Annotated in this window: 4 protein-coding genes; all 4 read left to right on the forward strand. The window is 70.8% G+C overall.

Features of this window, described 5'->3' with window-relative positions; translation table 11 throughout:
- Positions 1-6 precede the first annotated feature (6 nt).
- The 4 genes from H4W31_RS24005 to H4W31_RS24020 all read left to right on the forward strand — a co-directional run bounded on the left by H4W31_RS24005 (position 7) and on the right by H4W31_RS24020 (position 17270).
- Complete coding sequence (locus H4W31_RS24005) at positions 7-12984, forward strand: non-ribosomal peptide synthetase (RefSeq protein WP_192768704.1); 12978 nt, start codon at positions 7-9, stop codon at positions 12982-12984.
- Positions 12985-13219: 235 nt separating this feature from the next.
- On the forward strand, positions 13220-13717 hold the full coding sequence (locus H4W31_RS24010) for a flavin reductase family protein (protein WP_192768705.1): 498 nt from the start codon (positions 13220-13222) through the stop codon (positions 13715-13717).
- Between the two features lie 146 nt (positions 13718-13863).
- Positions 13864-14877: a 4-hydroxyphenylpyruvate dioxygenase gene (hppD, locus tag H4W31_RS24015; RefSeq protein WP_192768706.1), complete on the forward strand. Its 1014-nt coding sequence runs from the start codon at positions 13864-13866 to the stop codon at positions 14875-14877.
- A complete protein-coding gene (locus H4W31_RS24020) occupies positions 14877-17270 on the forward strand; it encodes an aminotransferase class I/II-fold pyridoxal phosphate-dependent enzyme (protein WP_192768707.1) in 2394 nt (797 codons plus the stop codon). Before hppD ends, H4W31_RS24020 begins: the two co-directional genes overlap by 1 nt.
- Positions 17271-17701: the final 431 nt, after the last annotated feature.

Raw genomic sequence — 17701 nt, forward strand, 5'->3', positions numbered from 1 at the left:
GACCACGTGAACGTCAAAAGACTCGGGGAGTGGGTAACGGTGGTGTCCGAGGGCGAGCTGCATGAGCTGATGGCTGGTCAGCTGGGGGTGTGGAACGCGCTCCAGCTCGAGCCGGAGAGCGCCGTCTTCAACGTCGGCGAGTATCTCGACCTCCGCGGCGACCTGGACGTCGACCTCTTCGCGGAAGCCTTACGGCGTGCGCTGGACGAGGCCGACGCGTACCGGCTGCGGTTCAGGCTGGTGGGCGGAGTGCCCCGGCAGTACGTCGCCGCCGCCGCCGATCCGGCGCTCCAGGTGGTCGACCTCAGTGCCGAGCCGGATCCGCAGGCCGCGGCGCAGGCGGCGATGCGTGCCGACATCGGTCGCCGGATCGCGCTGATCGACGCCCCGATGTTCCGGCACACCCTGTTCGTACTCGGGCAGCGGCACTTCCTCTGGTACCAACGGCTGCACCATCTTGTCGTCGACGGATACAGCTTCGCGCTGTTCGCGTCGGCGGTGGCCGGCAACTACGACGCGCTGTCGGCGGGCCGGTCGGCGACCGGCGGTGCGCTCGAGCCGGTGTCGGTGCTGCTGGACGCGGACCGTGACTACCGGGGCTCGGCGCGACAGCGGCAGGATCGCGAGTTCTGGTCGGCGATGCTGGCGGATCTGCCGGATGCCGGTCGACCGCACGGCCGGCACCACCAGCGGCTGCCGAGCGCGGTGGGGCGGCACCTGCGGCCGGTCGACACCCGGGTGGCGGCCGAGGTACGGGCGACCGCGGCCCGCTTCGGCACCAGCGTCGGCGGCCTGGCGATCGCCGCCGCGGGCCTGTACCAGTACCGCACCACCGGGGAACGGGACCTCGTGCTCGGGGTCGCCGCGCTCGGCAGGGAGAACGAGAGCGAGCTGGCTGCCGTGGGCATGGCCGCCAACGAGCTGCCGGTCCGGCTCGGGATCGACCCGCGGGAGTCGCGCGGCGACTTCGTGCGGCGTACCGCCCGGACGGTGTACGCGGCGGCGCGGCACCAGCGCTACCGGTACGAGGACGTGCTCCGGGACCTGAAGGCCGTCGACGGCCCGTCGCTGTTCCAGCTGAGCGTCAACGTGATGTCCTTCGAGTATCCGGTCCGCTTCGGAAACTGCTCCGCGACCGCCCGGACCGTCAGCTCGGGACCGACCTACGACCAGCAGGTCAACATCTACGACCGGTCCGGAGTCGTGGAGATCGGCGTGGAGGTCAACCGCGATCTGCACGAGGAGGCGGTCGCCGAGACCGTGGCACGCCGTTACCTGAGCGCGCTGCGGACCTTCGTGGACGCGGCGCCGGACGAGCCGGTCGGCCGCAGCAACCTGCTCGACGGGGACGAACGCCGCCGGGTACTGGTCGACTGGAACGCCATGACCCGGCCGACCGCCGACCGGCCGGCGACCGTGACCGCGCTGTTCGAGGCGGAGGTGGTGCGGGCACCGGATGCGGTGGCCGTGCTGGGTGACGGTGTCGAGCTGACGTACGCGGAGCTGGACGCGCGGGCGAACCGGTTGGCCCGGTACCTGGGTGGTCTCGGACTGGGTCCGGAGTCCGTGGTGGCGGTCGTGATGGGGCGCGGCGCCGACGTGGTGACGGCGCTGCTCGGGGTACTCAAGGCCGGGGCGGCCTACCTGCCGATCGACCCGCAGTCTCCGGTGGACCGCATCGCGTTCATGCTCGCCGACAGCGGGGCGGCGCTGCTGCTCGGCACGGAGGAGGTACTGGACGACCTGCCGGCCGGGCGGGTGCGGATGGTCGCGGTCGACGAGCCGGCGGTACGCGCGGCGATCGCCGGCCAGCCGGACTCCAGCCCCGGGACGACGGTGGAGCCGGCCGGGTTGGCGTACGTGATCTACACGTCCGGGTCGACCGGTACGCCGAAGGGCGTGGCGGTGCCGCATGCCGGAGTGGTGAATCTGGCGCTGGCGCCCGGGATGCGCGCCGGCCCCGGCGCCCGGGTGCTGCAGTTCGCGTCGATCGGGTTCGACGCGGCCACCTGGGAACTGCTGATGGCGTTGTGCTGCGGCGGCGCCCTGGTGGTGGCACCGGCGGCGGAACTGTTGCCGGGTCCGGGGCTGGTGGACGTGATCGCTCGGCACCGGGTGACCCAGGTCCTGCTGCCGCCGACGGTGCTCGGCGTACTCGGGACCGACGACCTGCGTTCGGTCGAGGCGTTGGTGTCGGGCGGCGAGGCCCTGGACTCCGGGCTGGTCGATCGCTGGGCACCGGGGCGACGACTGGTGAACGCGTACGGCCCGACGGAGACGTCCGTGGTGGCGTCGATGTCGGCGCCGCTGAAGGTGGGGGACCAGCCGACGATCGGTGGGCCGCTCGCGGACACGCGCCTGTTCGTGCTCGACGACGGTCTCGGTCCGGTACCGCCGGGGGTGGCCGGCGAGTTGTACGCGGCCGGTGTCGGGGTGGCCCGCGGCTACCTGGGCCGGCCGGGGCTGACCGCGCAGCGGTTCGTGGCGTGTCCGTTCGGCTCGGGCGAGCGGATGTACCGGACCGGGGACCTCGTCAAGTGGACGCCGGACGGGCGGCTGCTGTTCCTGGGCCGGGCCGACGACCAGGTGAAGATTCGTGGGTACCGGGTCGAACCCGGCGAGATCGAGGCCGTCCTGAAGACTCATCCGCAGGTGGGCCAGGCGACGGTGGTCGTGCGGGAGGACGCGCCGGGTGACCGGCGACTGGTGGCCTACGTCGTGCCCACCGACGACGTACCGGCCGACCCGGACGACACCGATGACGCCGACGACGGGCTGCCGGACCGGGTGCGGGAGTTCGCCGGGCGGCGCTTGCCGGAGTACATGGTGCCGGCGTCGGTCATGGTGCTGGAGCGGCTGCCGCTGACGGTGAACGGGAAGCTGGACCGCCGGGCCCTGCCGGCGCCGGACTACGCGGCCGGCGCGGGTGTGGGCCGGGGCCCGGCCACGGTACAGGAGAAGATCCTCTGCGGGGTGTTCGCCCAGGTGCTCGGGCTGGACTCGGTCGGGGTGGACGACGACTTCTTCCGGCTGGGCGGGCACTCGCTGCTCGCGGTCGAGCTGCTGTCCCGGATCCGGGCCGGGCTCGGCGTGGAAGTCAAGATCCGGACGTTGTTCGAGTCGCCGACGCCGGCCGGGCTGGCGCAGGCGGCGGTGGCCGGGCCGGTGGTGGTCCCGGAGAACCTGATTCCGTCGATGGCGCAGCGGATCACGCCGGACATGTTGCCGTTGGTGGAGCTGTCCGACACGGAGGTTCAGCGGGTCGTTGCCGAGGTGGACGGCGGCGCGCAGAACGTGGCCGACATCTACCCACTGGCACCGTTGCAGGAGGGTCTGCTGTTCCACCACCTGATGGCCGCCGACGGGGGCCGGGACCCGTACGTGACGGTCTGGGTGCTGGAGTTCGACTCACGGACCCGCCTGGACCGGTTCGCCCAGGCGTTGCAGCAGGTGGTGGACCGCCACGACATCTACCGCACCTCGGTGGTGTGGGAGGGCCTGCCCGAGCCGGTCCAGGTGGTGTGGCGGCAGGCGGAACTGCCGGTGGTGACCCACGTCCTGGACGAGGCGTACCCCGATCCGGTGGCCGCACTGGTCGGGCGGGTCGGGTCGGGGATGGATCTGGGCAGGCCGCCGTTGATGGACCTGCACGTGGCCGAGGCCGGAGAAGGCCGTTGGCTCGGGCTGCTGCGTACGCACCACATGGTGCAGGACCATGAGGGCACGGACGTGCTCGTGCAGGAGCTGCGGGCGATTCTGACCGGGCGGGGCAACCACCTGGCGGCGGCGCTGCCGCTTCGGAACTTCGTCGCACAGGCCCGCAGTGTGCCCCGGGAGGAGCACGAGCAGTTCTTCGCCGACCTGCTGGGCGACGTGACCGAGCCGACCGCGCCGTACGGGCTGCTGGACGTGCGCGGCGACGGCACGGCGTCGGTGACGGCGGAGCTGCCGGTACGGCGGGAGGCCGTCGACCGGCTGCGCGAGGTGGCGCAGCGACTGGGCGTGAGTGTCGCCACCCTGTTGCACGTCGCCTGGGCGCGGGTGCTGTCGGTGGTCTCGGGCCGTGACGACGTGGTGTTCGGCACGGTGCTGCTGGGCCGGATGAACGCCGGTGCCAGCGCCGACCGGGTGGTGGGTCCGTTCATCAACACGCTGCCGGTGCGGGTCCGGACCGGCCGGCTCGGCGTCCGCGTCGCGGTGGAGCAGATGCGGACCCAACTGGCCGCGCTGCTGGACCACGAGCACGCGCCGCTGGCGGTCGCGCAACAGGTCAGCGGCGTCCCGGAGAACACCCCGTTGTTCACCTCCCTGTTCAACTACCGCCACAGCGTGCGCGGCGACGCGGGCCGCCTGGAGAAGGGTGTCTGGGAGCAGGCGATCGACGGGGTCCGGACCCTGCACGTCCAGGACCGGACCAACTATCCGCTGGCGGTCGAGGCCAACGACCTCGGCGTCGGCGGGCTGACCCTGCGCGTCCAGGCGGCCGACCCGGTCGATCCGGTGGCGGTGGCGCGGATGTTCCGCACCACGGTGGAGCATCTCGTCGACGCCCTGCACGACCATCCCGACAGTCCGTTGCACGCGATCGACCTGCTCGACGCCGGGCAACTGGAGCAGGTGCTGGCCGAGTGGAACGACACCGGGCTGGCCGGGATGGGCGGCACGGCGCACGCGCTGTTCGAGGCGCAGGTCGCCCGGACGCCGGATGCGGTGGCGGTGACGGGTGACGGTGTCGAGCTGACCTATGCGGAGCTGGATGCGCGGGCGAACCGGCTCGCCCGGCACCTGCGTGGGCTCGGCGCCGGCCCGGAGTCCGTGGTGGCGCTGCTGCTGGAACGCGGCGTCGACGTCGTGGTGTCGGTGCTCGCGGTCTGGAAGGCCGGCGCGGCGTACCTGCCGGTGGAGCCGCGGCTTCCGGTGGACCGGGTGGCCTTCATGCTGCAGGACAGCGCGACGACCGTCCTGGTGACCTCGTCCGGCCTTGCCGACCTGGGGGTACACGGAATCCCGACGGTGCTGTTGGACCACCCCGGCGTACGCGCACAACTCGCGGAGTGCGTGCCGACCGCGCCGCCGGTGCAGGTGGCGCCGCAGGGGCTGGCGTACGTCATCTACACGTCGGGTTCGACCGGCACTCCCAAGGGCGTGGCGCTGACCCACGCGGGGGTGGCCAATCTGGTGTCGACGTTCCAGCAGCGCCTGGGGGTGGGGGCCGGGACCCGGGTGTTGCAGTTCGCCTCGATCGGGTTCGACGCGGCAACGTGGGAGCTGGTCTGCGCGCTGTGTTCGGGTGGTGCGCTCGTGGTGGCCGCCGCCGACGAGTTGCTGCCCGGTGCGGGGCTGACCGAGGTGGTCGCGCGGCACCGGGTGAACTACGCGGGGCTGCCGCCGGCCGTGCTGGCCACGGTGCGGCCCGAGGAGCTGCCTTCGGTGACCACGCTCGTCTCGGCGGGCGAGGCCCTGGATGGGGAACTGGTCCGGCGGTGGGCGGTCGGCCGGCGCTTCCACAACGGGTACGGTCCGACGGAGACGACCGTCGGATCGGCGATCTCGCCGGCACTGGCGGTGGACGACGCGCCGGTGATCGGCGTACCCCTGTGCAACACCCGGGCGTTCGTGCTGGACGGCGTCCTGCGGCCGGTACCACCGGGTGTCGTCGGCGAGCTGTACGTCGCCGGTGCCCAACTGGGCCGTGGGTACGTGGGCCGGGCCGGGTTGACCGCGCAGCGGTTCGTCGCCTGCCCGTTCGGTCCCGGCGAGCGGATGTACCGGACCGGAGACCTGGCACGGTGGACCCCGGACGCGCGGTTGGTGTTCGCCGGCCGGGCCGACGAGCAGGTGCAGATCCGTGGCTTCCGGATCGAACCCGGCGAGATCGAGGTCGTCCTGCAGAGCCATCCGCGGATCGCCCGGGCGGTGGTGCTGGCGCGGCAGGACGCGCCCGGCGACCGGCGGCTGGTGGCCTACGTGGTGCCGGCCGACGACGACGTCGCCGAGGACGGGTTGCCGGAACTCGTACGGGAGTTCGCCGGGCAGCGGCTGCCGGAGTACATGGTGCCGGCGTCGGTGGTGGTGCTGGAGCGGCTGCCGTTGACCGCGAGCGGGAAGCTGGACCGTCGGGCGTTGCCGGCACCGGCGTACGCCACGGGTGCGGGTACGGGCCGGGCGCCGGCCACGGCGCAGGAGGAGCTGCTGCGTGGCGCGTTCGCGCAGGTGCTGGAGCTGGACCAGGTCGGGGTGGATGACGACTTCTTCCGGTCCGGGGGCCACTCCCTTCTCGCGGTGCGGCTGGTGTCACGGGTACGGACGGTGCTCGGAGTCGAGTTGCCGCTGCCGGTGCTGTTCGAGCGGCCCACCGTCAAGGGGCTGGCCGACTGGCTCGCCGGGCCGGGTGTCGGTTCCGCGCGGACGGCGTTGCGGGCCGCGGTGCGCCCGGCACAGGTCGAGCAGTCGTTCGCGCAGCGTCGGCTCTGGTTCCTGAACCGGCTGGAGGGCCCCAGCCCGACCTACAACATGCCTCTGACGATCCGGCTGAGCGGTTCCGTGGACGTGCCGGCGCTGGCTGCGGCGTTGCGGGACGTGATCGGTCGGCACGAGTCGCTACGGACGGTCTTCCCGGCCGTGGACGGCGAGCCACATCAGCGCATCCTGGACCCGCAGGACCTCGACTGGCAGTTGCCGGTGCGGCGGGTGGGCCGGAACGAGTTGTCCGAGGCGGTGTCGGAGGCGACCCGGTACGCGTTCGACCTGGCCGTCGAGGTGCCGATCCGGGCGTGGCTGTTCCAGAGTGCTGCGGACGAGTACGTGCTGGTGCTGGTGACGCATCACATCGCCAGTGACGGTTGGTCGATGGCGCCGTTGGGCCGGGACCTGTCGGTGGCGTACACAGCCCGCCTCGACGGTGGAGCGCCGCGATGGGACGCGTTGCCGGTGCAGTACGCCGACTATGCGTTGTGGCAACGGGAGTTGCTCGGCGACCGGTCCGATCCGGACAGTGTCTTGGCGACGCAGTTGGCGTACTGGCAGCAGGTGTTGGCCGGGGCGCCGGAGGAGTTGGCGTTGCCGTACGACCGGCCGCGCCCGGCGGTGGCGAGCCATCGCGGCTGCGTGGTGCCGCTGCGGGTGTCGGGCGAGCTGCACCAGCGGTTGGTGGAGTTGGCGCGTGCCGAGGGTGTCACCACGTTCATGGTGCTGCAGTCGGCGTTGGCGGTACTGCTGTCCCGGCTGGGCGCCGGCACCGACATTCCGATCGGGTCGTCGGTGGCCGGGCGCACCGACGCCGCGTTGGACGATTTGGTCGGGTTCTTCGTCAATACGTTGGTGGTCCGTACCGACCTGTCCGGGGATCCGACGTTCGTCGAGGTGTTGGGCCGGGTGCGGCAGGCGAGTCTGGGTGCGTTGGAGCATCAGGACGTACCGTTCGAGCGGCTGGTCGAGGAGTTGACCCCCACCCGGTCGCTGGCCCGGCACCCGCTGTTCCAGGTACGGCTGACGGTGCAGAACACGGAACGCCGCACCCTGGAACTGCCCGGTACCCGCGCCGAGAGCGAAAACCCGCTGGTGGACATCCCGGCCGCGCTGCCGGCGACGCTGGATCTCGACGTGCTGGTCGAGGAGGTGCTCGACGAGCACGGCCGCCCGGTGGGGCTGCGGGGCCTGGTGGTCGCGGCAGCCGACCTGTTCGACGAGTCGACCGTGCAGCGGTTGGCGACCTGGTTCGTGCGGGTGTTGGACACGGTCTGCGGTGCGGCGGAGCTGCGGTTGCGCGAGATCGACCTGCTTGATGCCGGGCAGCGGGAGCAGGTGTTGGTGGAGTGGAACGACACTGCGGTGGGGGGTGTCGACGCCACGGTGGTGGAGTTGTTCGCGCGGCAGGTGGTGGCGTGTCCGGACGCTGTGGCGGTGGTGGTCGAGGGTTCGGAGGTGTCGTATCGGGAGTTGGATGCGGCGTCGACCCGGTTGGCCCGGGAGTTGGTGGGTCGGGGTGTGGGTGTGGAGTCGGTGGTCGGGCTGTGCCTGCCGCGTGGTGTGGAGATGATTACCGCGATTGTGGCGGTGTGGAAGGCGGGGGCGGCGTATCTGCCGGTCGACCTGCAACTTCCGGCGCGGCGGGTGGAGTTCATGTTGGCCGATGCCGGTGTCGAGGTGGTGCTTGCCTGCCGGGACGTTGCGGTGGATTCGGTGGATCTGGTGGGTGTGCTGACGGGCCTGTCGGTGGTGTGGCTGGACGATCCACTGCCCGGCGATGTCGACGGCGACGTCGACGGCGGTGTTGATGTTGTGTTGCCGGTGGTGGGTCCGGATGCGTTGGCGTATGTGATGTATACGTCGGGGTCGACGGGGGTGCCGAAGGGGGTGGGGGTGACGCATGGTGGTCTGGCGAATTATGTGGTGTGGGCGGCTGGCGCCTATGTGACCGTTGGTGGGGCGCCGTTGCATTCGTCGTTGGCGTTTGATCTGACGGTGACGAGTGTGTTGGTGCCGTTGGTGTCCGGGTCGGTGGTGGTGGTGGACAGGGTTGGTGGGGTTGCTGGGTTGAGCGGTCTGTTGGTGGGTGGTCGTGGGTTCGGGTTGGTGAAGGTGGTGCCGGCGCATGCGGCGTTGTTGGTGGGTGAGGGGGTGGGGGTGGATGTCGGGTCGTGGGTTGTTGGTGGTGAGGCGTTGTCGGGTTCGTTGGTTCGTGGGTTGTTGGGGGTGTCTGCGGGGTCGGTGGTGGTCAATGAGTACGGGCCGACGGAAGCGGTCGTGGGGTGTTGTGTGTTCGAGGTCTCGGGTGGCTGGTCGGGTGAGGTGGTGCCGATCGGCCGGCCGATCGCGAACATGCGGTTGTATGTCCTTGATGATGGTCTTGCTCCGTTGCCGCCGGGGGTGGCTGGTGAGCTCTATATTGCCGGTGTTCAGCTTGCCCGGGGGTATGTGGGTCGGGCGGGGTTGACGGCGGAGCGGTTCGTGGCGTGTCCGTTCGAGTCGGGTCGGCGGATGTATCGGACCGGTGATCTGGCCAAGTGGGTTCCGGGTGGGCAGTTGGTGTTCCTGGGCCGGGTCGATGAGCAGGTGAAGGTTCGTGGGTTCCGGATCGAGCCGGGTGAGATCGAAGCGGTCTTGACCAGTCATCCTCAGGTTGACCGTGCGGCCGTGGTGGTGCGGGAGGACACTGCGGGCGATCGCCGTCTTGTTGCCTACACGGTCACCGACGCCGATCCGGATGACGTGGTCGGGTATGTGGCGCAGCGGTTGCCGGAGTACATGGTGCCGGCGGCGGTGGTCGTACTCGATGAGTTGCCGTTGACGGTGAACGGGAAGTTGGATCGTCGGGCGTTGCCGGCTCCGGACTACGGCGCCGACGCCGGTGGTGGTCGGGCTCCGGTGACCGTGCAGGAGGAAACCCTCTGCGCCGCCTTCGCCGACGTTCTCGCGGTTGACGCCGTCGGGGTTGACGACAACTTCTTCCGCCTTGGTGGGCATTCACTCCTGGCGGTGCGGCTGGTGTCGCGGGTGCGGACCCTCCTGGGAGTGGAGTTGCCGCTGACGGCGGTGTTCGAGGCGCCGACGCCGGCAGGACTGGCCGGCAGGCTGAGCGGGCCGGGCGTGGGCCGAACCCGGGTCGCGCTGCGGGCGCGGGTACGTCCCCAGCGGGTGGAGTTGTCGTTCGCACAGCGGCGACTGTGGTTCCTGGGTCAGCTGGAGGGTCCCAACCCGACCTACAACGTGCCGATGGTGGTGCGGCTGACCGGTGAACTGGACGTGGCGGCGTTGGACGCGGCACTGCGGGATGTCATCAGGCGCCACGAGTCGTTGCGGACCGTGTTCCCGGCCGTCGACGGCGAGCCCTACCAGCAGATTCTCGATCCGGCCGAGTTGACCTGGGCGATGACGATCGTCCCGAACGGCCGAGGCCACCATGCGGAGCTGCCGTTCCCGGTCTTCAGCGAGATGTCGGACCTACCGTCGGCGGCGATGGCGGTGGTGGATCCGGTGACCGACCTCGGGGTCGACGCGCTCGCATCGGCGGACCTGGCCGGTGCGGTGGTCGGCGTGACGCGGTACGCCTTCGACGTGTCGACCGAGATGCCGATCCGCGCCTGGCTGTTCGAGGTCGGGCCCGACGACCAGCTGCTCGTGCTGGTGTTGCACCACATCGCCGACGACGGCCTGTCGATGGCGCCACTGTCGCGTGACCTGTCGGCGGCGTACGCGGCACGGGTGCGGGGCGAGGCGCCGGTCCGGGAGCCACTGCCGGTGCAGTACGCCGACTATGCGCTGTGGCAGCGGGAGTTGCTGGGCGACCCGGAGGATCCGGACAGCCTCCTGTCGGCGCAGTTGGACCATTGGCGGCAGGCGCTGTCGGGGCTGCCGGAGGAACTGGCGCTGCCGGTGGACCGGCCGCGTCCGGCGGTGGCCGGGCACCGGGGGCACAGTGTGCCGGTGTGGGTACCGGCGGAGGTGCACCAGCGGCTGGCGGAACTGGTCCGCGCCGAGGGTGTGACCGCGTTCATGGTGCTGCAGTCGGCGCTGGCGGTGTTGTTCTCCCGTCTCGGTGCGGGTACCGACATCCCGATCGGATCGGCGGTGGCCGGGCGTACCGACGAGGCGTTGGACGACCTGGTCGGGTGCTTCGTCAACTCGCTGGTGATCCGCACCGACCTTTCCGGCGATCCCGAGTTCCGGCAGGTACTGGCCCGGGTACGGGACACCACGCTGAAGGCTCTGGCGCATCAGGACGTACCGTTCGAGCGGCTGGTGGAGGAGGTGGCGCCGTCCCGTTCGCTGGCCCGCCACCCCCTGTTCCAGGTCATCCTCACGATTGTCAACCCGGTGTCGGCGACGCGGAGCGACGACTACACGCCGAGGCTGACCGGCCTCGAATCGTCGGCGGTGTTCGCCGGCAAGCAGGCGGCGAAGTTCGACCTGGACGTGTTGGTGGGGGAGACCTTCGACGCCGACGGCCGGCCGGCGGGACTGCGGGGTGCGGTGACCGCCTCGGCGGACCTGTTCGACGTGGCGACCGTCGAGCGGATCGTCCGTTGGTTCGGGCACGTCCTGGAGATGGTGACCACGGCGCCGGAAACCCGACTGCACGCGGTGCAACTGCTGGATCCGCAGGAGCGCGACCTGGTGCTGCACCGCTGGAACGACACCGCCGGAACGGCACCCGTGTCGACGGTGGGCGAGCTGCTCCGGCAGCGGGTGGCGGCGACGCCGGACGCGGTCGCGGTGGTGGCCGACGGTACGAGCCTCACGTACGGCGAACTGGACGCGCGGGCGAACCGGCTGGCGTGGTACCTGTGGCGGCTGGGGGTGGGTGCCGAGTCGGTGGTGGGGCTCTGCCTGCCGCGCGGCGCGGAAATGATCGTCGGCATGCTCGGGGTGTGGAAGGCGGGAGCGGCGTACCTGCCGGTCGATCCGGGGCTGCCGGTGGAGCGGATCGCGTTCATGTTGACCGACAGCCGGGCGACGTTGCTGGTGGGCGTCGAGGAGGTCCTGGACGACCTGCCGGCCGGGCGGGTGCGGATGGTGGCACTCGACGAGCCGGTCGTCGCGGCCGGACTGGCCGACTGCCCGGACTCGCCGCCCGAGGTGACGGTGCCCGAGCAGGGGCTGGCGTACGTGATGTACACGTCGGGGTCGACCGGCGTGCCGAAGGGTGTGGCGGTGACCCATGGCTCGCTGGGCAACTATGTAGGGAGTGCTGCGGTGCGGCTCGGCTGGTCGGATGAGGGCCTACGGTACGGCCTGCTCCAACCGCAGGTGACGGATCTGGGCAACACGGTGGTGTTCGTCAGCCTGGCGACCGGTGGGCAGCTCCACGTGCTGGACGAGGCGGCGGTGGTGAATCCCGGCGCGGTGGCCGGCTACCTGGCCGAGCACGACATCGACTGCGTCAAGGCGGTACCGTCGCATCTGATGGCGCTGTCGGCGGCGGAGCCGGCGGAGCGGCTGTTGCCGGCGCGGTCGCTGGTGCTCGGCGGCGAGGCCGCGCCGGTGGAGTGGCTGGGCGAGTTCCTGGACGCCGCGGCAGCCGGCGGCCGGAAGGTGTTCAACCACTACGGGCCGACCGAGGCGACCATCGGAGTGGCCACCACCGAGCTGACTCGCGGGCTGGTGGCGGACGGCGTCGTGCCGATCGGTACGCCGATCGCGAACACCCGGCTGTACGTCCTGGACGGCGGCCTGAACCCGGTCCCGGTCGGTGTGGTCGGCGAGCTCTACGTGGCCGGTGCCGGCCTGGCACGGGGTTACGTGGGCCGGGCCGGGTTGACCGGGGAGCGCTTCGTGGCCTGCCCGTTCGGCACCGGGCTGCGGATGTACCGTACCGGCGATCTGGCGAAGTGGACGGCGGCCGGGCAGCTGGTCTTCGCGGGCCGGGCCGACGACCAGGTGAAGATCCGCGGCTTCCGGGTCGAGCCGGGGGAGGTGGAGACCGCGTTGCGCGGTCATCCCGCCGTGGCGCGGGCGGCGGTCGTCGCCCGCGAGGACGTCCCCGGCGACCGGCGGCTGGTCGCCTACCTCGTTCCCGCCGACGGCGACGCGGAGGATGCCGGTGGCGAACTGGGCGGCTCCGTGCGGAAGTTCCTCGCACAGCGCCTCCCGGACTACCTGGTCCCGGCGACGGTCGTCGTCCTCGCCAGCCTGCCGTTGACCGCCAGCGGCAAGCTCGACCGTCACGCGCTCCCCGCGCCCACCGCCGCCGGAGGCGCGGACGCGCGGCGGGCACCGACGACGCGGGCGGAGGAACTGCTCTGCGAGTCGTTCGCCCAGGTCCTGGGCGTGGAGACGGTGGGGCTGGACGACAACTTCTTCGATCTGGGCGGGCACTCGCTGCTCGCGGTGCGACTCATCTCCCGGATCAGGGCCGCCCTCGGGGTGGAGGTCGACATCCAGGTGCTCTTCGAGGCGCCGACCGTCGCGATGCTCTCCGGTCAGCTCGGTACCAAGAAGTCGGTGCGGCCGGCGTTGCGCCCGATGCGGCGGGAACCGGCCTGATGTACGACTGCGCAAGGCGCTCAGTTGTACAACTGTCCCTGCCGGGGCGGGCGCGAACGCTCGACGTGTCCGCGCGCGATCCGGTCGGAGGAACGGCCGACGACCACGGACGGGCTACCGCCACACCACAGCTACCTCAGCACCACCATCGCGCTCGCCCGAGTCGGCGAGTGAACGCAGTTCGAGCAGCGCACCGGCGCCGCTGAGCGTCGACGAGCGGGGAAGGACAAGATCGATGGATGCCGACTTCCGCGACATGATGGCGTCGTTCCCGACGGGTGTATCGGTGATCACGGCTCAGCACGGCGGCGCCGCACCCTGGGGGATGACCTGTTCCGCACTGTGCAGCCTCAGCGTGAACCCGTCGACCTTACTGGTGTGCCTGCGTACGGAGAGCCCGACGCTGCGTGCCGTGCTGGGCAGTGGTGGGTTCGCGGTGAACCTGCTGCACGGGGAGGCCGAAGGGGTCGCGTCGTTGTTCGCCTCGGGCGCGCCGGACCGGTTCGAGCGGGTGCTGTGGCGCCCGACCGGGCACACGCGCAGCCCTGCGCTGGTCGAGGCGGCGCATGTCGTCGGCGACTGCACCGTCGAGCGCAGCTATCCGGCCGGCGACCACGTGATCGTCGTGGGCGTCGTGCGGGCCATCGAGCAGTTCCGTGCCGGCAGCGCACTGCTGTACGGGTTCCGCCAGTACGGTCAGTGGGCGCAGACGGCTCCGGCCACCACCGGCTGAGACGTATCCACTGTGGCGTGTTCGGCCGCTCTGTCCGGCGAGTCGCACGCTCGGCGCCGGTCACCGACGCCATTGCACCCACCGGAACGCTTCTGTCAGTCTTGCCGCGGTATTCGAGTCCGACGATGCTCCGCTTGGGAGGCCAGATGACGGCGCAGCAGATCGCGTTCGTCGAACTGTACGCGAGCGAACAGAAGGCCGCCGTCGACTACCTCGCCTCGGCCCTGGGTTTCACCGAAGTGGCGGAATCGGAGGACGAGGCGTCGCAGTCGGTCCTGCTGCGGCAGGGGCGGGTGCAGCTCGTCGTCACCACCGGGCCGTGCACCGAGCGGTTCATCGAAGCACATGGCGACGGCGTCGCCGACCTCGCGCTGGGCTGCGACGACGTCGCCGCCAGTCACGCCACGGCGATCGCCGCGGGTGCCACGGATCTCGGCACCTCGCGCGGCAACCCGATCGTCTCCGGCTTCGGATCGGTCCGGCACACGCTCGTCCCGGCGAGCGCGGACGTGTCGCCGCCTGCCGGCCACGCGTGGCGGCCGGTGTCCGCCGATCTCGCCCCGGCGCCCCGGATCCGCCTGCTCGACCACGTTGCGATCTGCGTCGAGCACGGTTCGCTGGACCAATACGCCGACTTCTACGCCGCCGGGTTCGGCCTCGGCCGGTACTCGTCCGAGTTCGTCGACGTCGGCGGCAGCTCGATGGACTCGGTCGTGGTACGCGGCGGGTCGGACGACGTGACGTTCACGTTCGTGGCACCGGGCTCGGCGACCGGGACGGGACAGCTGAACGCGTTCCTCGACCGCAACGGCGGCCCCGGCGTGCAGCACCTGGCGCTGCTGGTCGATGACATCGTCTCGGCGGTGTCCGAGGCCGGGCAGCGGGGCGTCGACTTCCTGCGGACGCCGGCGTCCTACTACGACCTGCTCGCCGAGCGCTTTCCCGACATGCCGGAACGGATCGCCGGCCTGCGTACGACGAACGTGCTGGCCGACCGGGACGAGTGGGGATACCTGCTGCAGCTGTTCACCCGATCCCCGTACCCCAGGAACACACTGTTCTACGAGCTGATCCAGCGTCGTGGCGCACGCGGCTTCGGCAGCGCCAACATCCGGGCTCTCTACGAGGCCGTCGAGCGGGACCGGCTGACGGCTCGCTGATGGACATCCTGACCCTCGCGGACGCCGCGCGACTGGCGCAGACGCGGCTGCCCCCGGCGGTCTGGGATTTCATCGAGGGCGGTGCCGGCGACGAGCGTACCCTCGCGGGCAACCGGGCCGCCTTCGACCGGGCCTGGATACGCCCGACGATGCTCGCCGCCGCAGGCACGCCGCAGCTGGCGAGGACGATTCTCGGCCGTCGCTGGGCGGCACCCTTCGCGGTGGCACCACTGGCCTACCACACCCTGGTCCACCCCGACGGCGAGCTCGCGACGGTGCGGGCGGCCGGCGAGGCCGGCGTACCCGTGGTGGTGAGCACCTTCGCCGGGCGTACCTTCGAGGAGCTGGCCGGCGCCGCGACCGCACCGCTGTGGGCACAGGTGTACTGCTTCCGGGACCGGGCGATCACCCGGGACCTCGTGCTGCGGGCCGAACGTGCCGGGTTCGAGGCACTCGTGGTGACCGTGGACACCCCGCACCTCGGTCGGCGGCTGCGTGACGACCGCAACGGGTTCAGGCTGCCGCCGCACATCCGACCGGTGAACCTTCCGGAGGGTGAGTACGCCTCACCCGGGGAACACGCCCGCGCGCAGTTCGACCCGGCGCTGGACTGGTCGGCCATCGACTGGCTGCGCTCCGTCAGTCGCCTGCCGATCCTGCTCAAGGGCATCCTGACGGCGGTGGACGCCCGCCGGGCGGTCGACGCCGGAGCCGACGGTCTCGTGGTGTCCAACCACGGTGGTCGCCAGCTCGACGGCGCGCCACCGACCCTCGACGTGCTGCCCGAGATTGTCGCCGAGGTGGCCGGCGGGTGCGTGGTGCTGGTGGACGGCGGTGTGCGTCGCGGCACCGACGTGCTGGTCGCGCTCGCGCTCGGCGCGGACGGCGTGCTGGTGGGACGCCCGGTGCTGCACGGCCTGGCCGCCGGGGAGCAGGCGGGCGTGGCGCGGGTGCTGGGGATCCTGCGCGACGAGCTGACCGACGCGATGTCGCTCGCCGGGGTCACGGCGGCCGACCAGACGGGTCCGGAGCTGGTCGCGGTCGCCGGACCGGATCGCCGCCGCGCCGTGCTGCAACGGGAGCACCTGCACGGGAGCCTCTCCGACCCGCTGCTGGACACCATGAACTTCCTCAACGAGATCACGATGCGCCACCCGCAGGCGATCTCGTTCGCCGCCGGCCGTCCGTACGACGGGTTCTTCTCGACCGAGCAGATCTTCGACTACCTCGGCCGTTATCTCAAGCATCTGGAGGACGAGGGGCGTACGCCGGACCAGATCCGCAGTCTGCTGTACCAGTACGGTCCCACGGCGGGTCAGATCCGGGAGCTGGTCGGCGACGCGCTTCGCATCGACGAGAACATCGACGTTCCGGCCGAGTCCATCGTGGTCACGGTCGGGGCGCAGGAGGCGATGCTGCTCGTCCTGCGCGCGCTGGCGTCGGGTCCGGCCGACGTCCTGCTGGTCGCCAGTCCCTGCTATGTCGGCATCACCGGGGTGGCGCGGCTGCTGGACGTCGAAGTGGTGCCCGTGGTCGAGCGGCCGGACGGGCTCGCGGCGGAGGACGTCGTCGAGGCGATCCGCGCGCAGCTCGCCCGGGGGCGCCGGCCGAAGGCGCTGTACGTCATTCCCGACCACTCGAACCCGGCGGGCACCACCATGCCGCTGCCGACCCGCCGGGCGCTGCTGGACCTCGCCGCCCGGCACGACATCCTGCTGGTCGAGGACAGCCCCTACCGGCTGGTGAGCCCGGGAAACCAGCTGCCGACACTGAAGTCGCTCGACACCGAGCATCGGGTCGTCCATATCGGGTCCTTCGCGAAAACGATCTTTCCTGGTGCCCGCGTCGGATTCGTCGTCGCCGATCAGCCCGTACGCGACGCAGCCGGCCGTACCGGGCTGCTCGCCGGGGAGCTTACCAAGATCAAGAGTATGGTCACGGTCAATACCTCCTCGCTCAGCCAGGCGGTCGTCGCCGGTGCGCTGCTCAGCGTCGACGGCTCTCTCGCGGCACTCAACGCCGGTCCCGCCGGGCACTACGGTGAGTCGATGCGGCTCATTCTGGATCATCTTGACCGGGAACTGCCGGCTGCGCGCCGCGCCGAACTGGGCGTGACCTGGAACAGTCCGAGTGGCGGCTTCTTCCTGACCATGTCGGTGCCGTTCCGGGCCGATAACGCTGCCCTCGGCCGCTCGGCGGAGCATTTCGGCGTGCTATGGACACCGATGTCGTACTTCTACCCTGGCGATGTCGGTGGAGAGCGCGGCATACGTTTGTCCACCAGTTACCTCACTGCCGCGGACATTGAAGAGGGGATAGCCCGGTTGGCCCGATTCGTCGAAGCGGAGGTCGACGAGTCCGCCGGAGCGAACCACCCGGCAATTCGAGGGTGACCTGGCAACGGTGTGTTAACGGCCCGGCGGCCCCGGGGTCTGTGGAAGTTTCCCCGTGTCGCACGTCGCCATGCCTTTCGTATGGATGGGCGTCTTGCCTGTTGCCCGCATCAGTTTTGTGTGACTAGGATGTTTCGGGACGGGTAAGGATCAACGCTACGCGCGCGTGTCCTCCGAAGGTACACGCGCGACGATGGGCCATGGATCAACCGTTTCGGGGGCTGTCTTGGAGCAGAGTCGTGTCGTCAACGTGGCCGTAGAAAGAAGAGTGGAAGTATCTAATTCGATACATTCCTCTGTAGTGCGGCAGGGATTGCCGGGAGTTCATTCGGAAGTGCAATGGTTGCCAATTCGATCGCTACTGCCGGGAGATTCGCCGCGAGCGGTCGGCGAGGATTTGGAACATACGCGAGTCCTGGCAAAGGTCGAGG

This window comes from Plantactinospora soyae, from assembly GCF_014874095.1.
Lineage (GTDB): Bacteria > Actinomycetota > Actinomycetes > Mycobacteriales > Micromonosporaceae > Plantactinospora > Plantactinospora soyae.

Bases quoted from the DNA above. Each gene is read 5' to 3' on its own strand.
- H4W31_RS24010 (WP_192768705.1), top strand. From the start codon at position 13,220: ATGGATGCCGACTTCCGCGACATGATGGCGTCGTTCCCGACGGGTGTA.
- hppD (WP_192768706.1), top strand. From the start codon at position 13,864: ATGACGGCGCAGCAGATCGCGTTCGTCGAACTGTACGCGAGCGAACAG.
- H4W31_RS24020 (WP_192768707.1), top strand. From the start codon at position 14,877: ATGGACATCCTGACCCTCGCGGACGCCGCGCGACTGGCGCAGACGCGG.